Source organism: Bacillota bacterium (assembly GCA_024655925.1).
Classification (GTDB): Bacteria; Bacillota; DTU025; order DTU025; family JANLFS01; genus JANLFS01.
On the sequence record JANLFS010000220.1, the window covers coordinates 1 to 1732 of the forward strand.

Consider the following 1732-nt stretch of genomic DNA (forward strand, 5'->3'; position numbering starts at 1 on the left):
GGCTCGAAAAGGGGTATCTTCTCTACGGCCGCGACGTGGATGAAAGCATCAATCCACTCGAGGCCGGACTGGAATGGACGGTCCGGTTCGATAAGGGGGGCTTCGTGGGCCGACAGGCGCTTCTCAAGGCCAAAGATGTCGGCTTACGCAAGCTGCGCATCGGTCTCATGGTACCTGATGGGCGGGTTCTGACCCCCGGCAGCGTGGTCACAGATGATGCCGGGTCTGAGGTGGGGAGAGTCACAAGCGCGGGCTACGGACCGACCATAGGTAGGAGTATTGCCATGGCCTACGTTGTGCCCGAAGTGGCAGTCCCCGAAAAACCCCTACTGGTAAGAAGCAGGGAGGACAGCGTTCCCGCTAAAGTAGTCAGGATGCCCTTTTATGATCCGAAGAATCTGCGCCTGAAGGATCCGAATCCAAACGTGGCGCCAAGCAGGGGAGTGGAGTGACATTGTCCAGTGTTCTCAGGCACATCGTCTGCGGTTATCTTATCGATGGGACTGGAAGACCGCCAGTGAGCGATTGCGTCGTAACGGTGCAGGATGACAGGATCACCGCCATCGAACCCAGGGCGGGGCGGGCACTACCGAATTGCTTCGATCTCTCGAGTTGCACCGTTATACCAGGGCTAATCGACTGCCACGATCATCTGGGAGTCGATATCGGCGACGAGGTCGCCCAGTCTAAGGAGCCTCTGGGATACACAGCGATCAAAGGTGTCAAGAACGCACGGGACATGCTCCGAGCGGGCATTACCACACTCAGGTCTGTGGGTGAGCAGTATCACTTGGATGTATCTTGGCGCAGAGCCGTTCAAGAAGGGCTGATGGATGGACCAGACCTGCTAATCTGCGGCGAGTTCATAGCGCGTACCGGTGGTCACGGGTGGTTTTTCGGAAACGAGGTCGACGGAGTAGAGTCAATTCGGAAGTCGGTACGCAGGCAAATAAAGGCGCAGGTTGACTGGATCAAGATCATGATCACTGGCGGAATGTCCACTCCCGGTTCTGTGGCTCTTATGGCGGAGTATTCGGATGAAGAGATCGCGGTGTGTATCGAGGAAGCCCATAGGGCCAACCGGAAGGTCGCTGCGCACGTTCATGGCGGACCCGGAGCTAGCGCAGCAATCAGGCACGGAGTTGACAGTATTGAGCATGGGACATATCTGACTGACGAGCAGTTGAAGATGATGGTTGAGAAGGGGACATGGCTTGTGTCAACGGCTGGTTTCTGCCACGGGCTAGTCACCATGCCCGGCATGCCAGACTTCTACGTCCAAAAGGGCAAGAAGGCTCTGGAGGCGGCAATCGACCTGCTTCGCCGCGCTCGGGAACACGGTGTCAGGGTCGCCTTTGGCGGTGATACATATCATGCCCATCCCGTAGTTGACATGGAAAAGCTGGTTGAGGCGGGATACAGCCCCATGCAAGCCATTCAGATTGCCACGAGAGATGCCGCGGAGCTCTGTGGGCTGTCTTCCGTAGTTGGAACGATCGAACTGGGTAAGCGTGCAAACATAATTGCTGTTCGCGACAACCCCCTCGAGCGAATAGCCGCGGTCGGCGAGGTGTGCTTCGTGATGAAGGGAGGTCGCCGATACTTCTAGAGATATGCACAGATGCTCTCAGTCTGCCGCGGGCCATCTGGATTCTACCAGTTGGCCCGCTGTGTATCGCCCGAGTTCGACACCCGCTAGGTAGATACAGTGCCGGAAGAGCAACGGAGCCAA

The 1732-nt window shown here is 57.2% G+C and carries 2 protein-coding genes; both read left to right on the forward strand.

Annotated elements, in window-relative coordinates; all coding sequences use genetic code 11:
- Positions 1 to 452 (forward strand): hypothetical protein (locus NUW23_16285; GenBank protein MCR4427705.1); only part of this gene is annotated, 452 nt, incomplete at its 5' end.
- 65 nt (positions 453 to 517) lie between these two features.
- Positions 518 to 1609: an amidohydrolase family protein gene (locus NUW23_16290; GenBank protein MCR4427706.1), complete on the forward strand. Its 1092-nt coding sequence runs from the start codon at positions 518 to 520 to the stop codon at positions 1607 to 1609.
- The last annotated feature ends 123 nt before the right edge of the window (positions 1610 to 1732 follow it).